The sequence below is a fragment of the Boseongicola sp. genome (assembly GCF_057460485.1).
This window is the reverse complement of sequence record NZ_JBVCWP010000251.1, coordinates 1-5721: the sequence shown is the minus strand read 5'-3', so window position 1 is coordinate 5721 and position 5721 is coordinate 1. Positions and strand designations below refer to the sequence as shown.

At 55.7% G+C, this 5721-nt stretch carries 5 protein-coding genes; 1 reads left to right on the top strand and 4 read right to left on the bottom strand.

The genetic code is table 11. The annotated features are described in order from the left end of the window. A partial coding sequence (locus AC221Y_RS19465) for an ABC transporter permease subunit (protein WP_486708092.1) occupies window positions 1-344 on the top strand: 344 nt, incomplete at its 5' end. A 387-nt stretch (window positions 345-731) separates the two neighbouring features. Here AC221Y_RS19465 and AC221Y_RS19460 read toward each other — a convergent pair. From AC221Y_RS19460 to AC221Y_RS19445, 4 genes are all read right to left on the bottom strand, one after another. Beyond that, complete coding sequence (locus AC221Y_RS19460; protein WP_486708091.1) at window positions 732-1190, bottom strand: tRNA (cytidine(34)-2'-O)-methyltransferase; 459 nt, start codon at window positions 1188-1190, stop codon at window positions 732-734. Window positions 1191-1771: 581 nt separating this feature from the next. Continuing rightward, complete coding sequence (locus AC221Y_RS19455) at window positions 1772-2815, bottom strand: ATP-grasp domain-containing protein (RefSeq protein ID WP_299757122.1); 1044 nt, start codon at window positions 2813-2815, stop codon at window positions 1772-1774. Further along, the gene (locus AC221Y_RS19450) at window positions 2812-4695 is read right to left on the bottom strand and encodes a peptidase MATCAP family protein (protein WP_299757119.1); all 1884 of its coding nucleotides are present in this window, start codon (window positions 4693-4695) and stop codon (window positions 2812-2814) included. The genes AC221Y_RS19455 and AC221Y_RS19450 overlap by 4 nt, the downstream gene beginning before the upstream one ends. Then, window positions 4692-5483 carry an N-formylglutamate amidohydrolase gene (locus tag AC221Y_RS19445; RefSeq protein WP_486708090.1) on the bottom strand — a complete coding sequence of 264 codons (792 nt, stop codon included), beginning with the start codon at window positions 5481-5483 and terminating at the stop codon, window positions 4692-4694. The genes AC221Y_RS19450 and AC221Y_RS19445 overlap by 4 nt, the downstream gene beginning before the upstream one ends. Window positions 5484-5721: the final 238 nt, after the last annotated feature.

Below are 5721 nucleotides of genomic sequence, written 5' to 3'. Positions count from 1 at the left end.
GCTTCATCTCGGCCATCCCCAAAGAAATGGACGAGACCGCATTTTTAGACGGATACACTCGCCCGCGCTTTATCTGGCAGTTCCTGTTGCCCCAAATTGCGCCTGGAATCGCCGTGACTGCATTCTTTTGTTTCATGTTTTCCTGGGTTGAAGTGGTCTTTGCACGAATTCTTACAACTACAAACGGCAAACCAATCAGTATGGCTATCAATGCTCTATTCGGCTTCCAAACTGACATTGGCTTGGTGATGGCCGTCACCGTCGCTTCAATGGTGCCGGGTGCCGTGCTGCTCTTTGCTATGCGCAGTCATTTGTCGCGCGGATTCAAGATCGGACAAGTATGAGGCTATTAATCCGCTGCTGTCAGAGTAAGCCAGATTGAGGAGAGCAGGGTGGTGACCAATCTTCGCGCGTTACCTGAAAACGCAGCCCCTTTTGCGCTTCCTCAAACGTCCTGTGAGATTACTTGCCTTGCGGCGATGATGGACGTCTAAGTACATCTCTCACTCCGAAAAAATGTCGAAGACGTTGCTAAATGAGCGTGGCATCGCGGCCAATGCCTGTAATTGGCTAGGGTTTGGAGGTGTTGCCGCTACTGGCTTATTCGGTAGCGCACGCGTGGCTGCTTTGGGCTCGAGGCGGACCCAAGCTGCGCTGATCATCAAGGCTAGCTATACGGAGAGGCTGTATGAAAACAGGACACACATTTGCGGTTGTGGCACAGGTGGTGGCTAACCGCCCAGCTGAGTGCGCATCGCTTGATACACAACTGCTGTGGCAACGTTTGCCAAGTTAAGTGATCGGACAAGTGGACTGCGCATCGGCAAATTGAATACTCTATCGTCCATGCCATCCAAAATCGCAATTGGCAGGCCTTTGGATTCACAACCGAAAACCAAATAAGCATCCGGCTGATAGTCAGGAGTATAAACGCTCTGCGCTCCATGTTCTTCGAAGAAATATAGGCTTTCGCGCATTGGCTTTCTATCATCCAAAAAGCTTTGCCAGCTGTCATACTGGCTGAGCTGAACATGCTTCCAGTAATCCATTCCGGCCCGCCGCACCGCCTTTTCGTCGATCGAAAACCCGTAAGGCTTAATGAGGATCAGCTCCAGTTCTAGCGCCACACAAGTCCGCCCGATAGCACCGGTATTGTACGGAATCTCAGGTGTCACCAATACCAGTTTCATGGACGGATCAGACATTGGATGTGTGGGCTTTCTAAATCACGAGCGCAGGATCAGCCCGACGTTAGCCTCCTGCTAACCCGACTAAGGGGTCCTTAACAACTTCAACTTTCCAAACCCAATAGCCGCCACCTGCCATCGAGGCGTTGCTGAAACTCGTCATTCTCGGCTCAAAATGGACCTCCGCTGCACAGAGTGGAGAGGCTGTGTGAAAACTATCGAGAGCTTTTACAAATGCCAAGAATTGCCAGATTCGCGCGCGCTATGGTCGAGCTGAACCATCAAATTAGCAGCTCCCGAAAACGAGCGGCGCGAAATCATGAAGAATCCTGAGGTTTCACACAGCCTCTGGACGAAGTTGCCGCTCAGTAATTCTGCCCCGCAGGCGCTGACGTCAGACACAATCTAGCCGCATAACCCAAAGCCATTTCATGGTTTGGCTTAACTGAGGCGCTAAGGCTGTAAAAAAAGTTTAATTTCAGGATGCTGCTGATCTTGTAAATATGCCGTTGCTCGCGAACCTGACCGGCCAGGTCTGTACGACACTGGACGGCAAGGGACTCGCAGCCGGGAACCACCCGTCGTCACAAGGTTGCGATTTCAGCATTGGTATAGCGCCGTGCATCATGGCCCAGATGCGCCACTTTCAGTTCCAGTGCATCGATGATCATATCTACGAAACTGATCGTGTTGAGCCGTCCTGCACCGACAAGCCCACCGGGACTGAAGACGTTGATTTCCATCAGTTTGTCTTTGACCACGTCGAGCCCGACAAGGAACATGCCGTCCTGCACCAGTCGGGGCCGGACGACCTGGGCGATCTCGCGCATGGCGTCGGTCAGTTCAACTTTGGCGACCCTCCCGCCGACCGTCAGGTTGCTGCGGATTTCCCCTGTTGATCCCTGGCGATGAATGGCGGCGATCTTGCCGTCATGCTCCATTATGCGGCCATTCATCAGGAAAAGACGGACATCACCCTTGCTGGCCGCCGGCAGGTATTCCTGCGCAAGCGCATACCCATCGTTGAGAACTGCCTCGATGATTTGGTTGACGTTCGGTTCGTCCTTGCTGATCAAAAAAACATTATGTCCACCCGAGCCTGCTAAGGGCTTGAGGATGATCCGACCGCCTTCTGCGCGGATGAAGGCTTTGATGTCGTCGGCGGAGCGAGTGATCGTCGAACGAGGCCGCACTGACATAGGAAATTGTTCAAGATACATCTTGTTGGAAGCATGGCTAAGGCCATCCGGGTCATTTAGAACGATGACACCATGACGTAGGGCAAGCCGGCCGAAATTCATGGCTGCCGTGCGCGCCCAGGATTGGTGAGGTTCAACGCGGGCAGGATCGTTGCGCAGCATCAAGACATCGAGCATCTCCACCGATATTCGCTCCCGGAGAGCTTCCTGCGACTGCATAGCCTTGAAGAAAGTGCTCGCCGTTCGGAATTTGCGTGGCGGTGGCTTGTGCGCATACGCATGGACCATCTCGTCTGATCCGAGTGTGAAATCCGCCACCTCTATGTAATAGACCTGATGTCCACGTATGTGCGCAGTGAGCGCCATATGCGTCGTGGAGTAATTGGTTCTCTCCGTGGCGACTTTGTTTACGACAAATCCGATTTTCATTTCCCGTGCCCTTCGATGAGATCAAGCGGGGAAAGCCCCCTGCGAATTCCTTCCAGCCGTTTGAGAGCGTCCTCATCACGGAGATAATGCGGCAGCAGCTTAGGCTTTTTCAGGATATTTCGCCATCGCAGCTCGTCGATCAGGGGGAGGTGGCTCAAGGCGAACTTGCCGATCAGCAGATCCTCGAACGGCAGATCCGAGCTTGCAAGGAGATGCAGAAGATCCTTTAGGCCCTTGAGGTACACCATGTCCTTGGTGAGCCCGCCACTGCGATGAACCCGCATGGCGATGGTATAGGCGCCGCGCTGGCTAAAACCGTAGTCGGCGTGAAGCATGCGGGTCGTCTCGACGAAGTCGGCGCCATCGACGAGCGCCGCCACTGCCAGAACCCTGCCGGCGAGCAGGCGCATGCGAGGGCGGCTCAACCCGCCTACGAGATATTCGGCGAGAACGGCGATACCTTCCTGCGTCGCTTCATAGCCCGCCAGGCCGGCGTGGAGCTGCTGGAACGGCTGGGCCAGTCCATTGTAATATGTCAAAATATGCGTTCCGACCTCGTGGGCGATCGTCGCGCGCACGCGGCCTGCCGAGACTTTCGTTTTGTTACCCACCAGAAAGTGCCCATTTGATACGATCAGGCCGGGCACGTTGTCGCGAACTTCGACCCTTGCCGCGAGGCTCGGCCATTCCTTCCGGTAATGCTCCAATTCCTGCTCCGCGATCTGGACGAAAGCCAGAGCGTCGAGCGTATCACCGCCCCCGCTTTCCTGTGCACGCGGCGCGATCTCTGCCGTGATGCGCCGGGCAAGAGCAATCAGAGCGTCATCCGGCGCGCCATAGACAAGCAAGCTTCCATAAAGAAAACGCTTGGTACCGCGATCGCCGAGCAAATCAATCTGGCTATCCAACTCCTTCCTCTTATCGGAGAACAAGGCATGAAGAGCGGGGTCGTCCACCTGTTCCAGGGGAACCTCGTAGAGCCGCCGTTTCAAGGTTCCCGGATCGTGAGGCAAGGGCCGATAATGAAATTCGGGCGTCTTCTCGTATCGAGACGCCCGGAACCGGGACCATGCCGCACTGCTGTTTACCGGCGTCGCGTCGAGGATGATATCGAAACTGCCTCCCACGTCCGCAAGCGCTCGATCGACGTCCCAGACAAGGGGTTCGATTTCCTGCGGCCCAAGTTCATGATAGTGAATAGGGCGAAAACGGGCACGGGTGTGTGCGAATGCGTAAAAGCCCTGGCGCAAGGAATTCGTCAGCGAGCGGCGCAGCTCCCGCAGGACGACTGGCAGCACCACCTGTCCGTCGAGGTCACGATGGATCGCGCGAAAGCCGATGGCGAGATCAGTTACATCTTGGCGCTTGCGCAGCCCCGCCGATAGAAGTGACACACAGCCTTCTGGAGCGCGGTGCTGTTTGTAAGCGACCCGAATGGATGGCTCTCCGCCTGGCCATGGCTGCTCAAGAAACGCCGCTTCGAGTGCTTCGAGAGTTCTCACCGGCGCGTGACGCCGTGATGCCTGGATCTCGAAGCCGGGGCGAGGCGGTCCTTCCTCGGGATCGAAATCCTCTGGCAAGGGAAGCACGAAAAGCTCCACAACCAGCACGGCACCGAACATCTGGCTTAGTGCATCGACGGTTGCGACAAGCGCTCTGGTTGCTGCCTTGCAGCCAGCCGGTTCAGTTGGAAACAAAAGATAGGACGGCTGCCCGGCGATGAGGTCCTGCGTGCCGGGGTCCACTTTCGCCTCCTGCATCCGATAGACGCAGATGAACGGTTGCGGGCGTTCGATGTGGAGGCGCCCGCCGTCCGGTAGTGCACAGTCCACGATCTCGCCCGCATCAAGCAGCGCCTTTATATAGTCCACCTTGCTCATTTGCGCCCAACTTCCTCACTTACGCCTGGAACCGTTGCCGCCAAGGCGTCGCGCATTGCGTTGACCTGCTCGGGGAAGGCAACGCCGGTCCATTCGTCCATGAAGAATTTCTTGACTTCAATGGCGATCGCGCAGCCGGTTTCGGGAAAGTTTTCGTGCACGAACTGGGCGAGATAGCGCCCTTTGAAATTGACGTTTTCCCGAACATCGAGATTGCGACCGAGGAAATCGAAACTGCGCAGATCGCTGATAAATCTATCCACCACCGGAGCCCAATAGTCGCGATTCATAGTGCCAGTGCCGATATTGATTTCCGGATTGGTCGAAGGATCGGCGGGTTGATCGCGCGGCCCTTGCCTGCGGTAATTGTAGGAGTGTATGTCGTAGACGACGAACTTGCCGTATTGCTCCTCAAGTCCAGAAAGGACATTGTGAAGCATCCTGTAGAACGCTGCATGTTCGGCAAGCGAGTGCTCTATGAGAGAATCCGGAAGCCGCTCATTCCATAATTCCAAATTCCAACAATCGCCCGGACGGACACAGACAGCCTCGTCTGGTGGACGGTTGAGATCGACTTCGAACCGAGACCGGCGGGGAAGGATCTGATGAGGGCAAGCGAGTGTCCAGTAATCGGTGTAGGGATCCTCTTCCCTGATGCGCGCCGCCTCATCAATCGCGAGATACGGCAGGAGTTCGGTCCGAATATCATGTCCGGCATGAAGCGCCAGTCCGAGGACTGGTCCGCTTCCGGGATGGCAGTGCCACAGTATCTTGGGGTCATGTAACAAGGCGGCCACCGATCATTTTCAGCCTATTGGCCAACAGTTGCGCTGTGCATTCCAGAATGGGAATAGGCGTTGCATGTTTGGCTTTATCTGGCTTGGTCGCTTTGGTCATTTGGTACTTTCCAATGCAGGGCGATCTGCTTCGCCGGTACTTTTGGGGCAGGGCTTGGTGTGTGACTTTTGGGTGGTTTCTGGATCGAGGCAGCTCTTGATGGCGTCGAGATCCAGCGTTTCTTCCGCT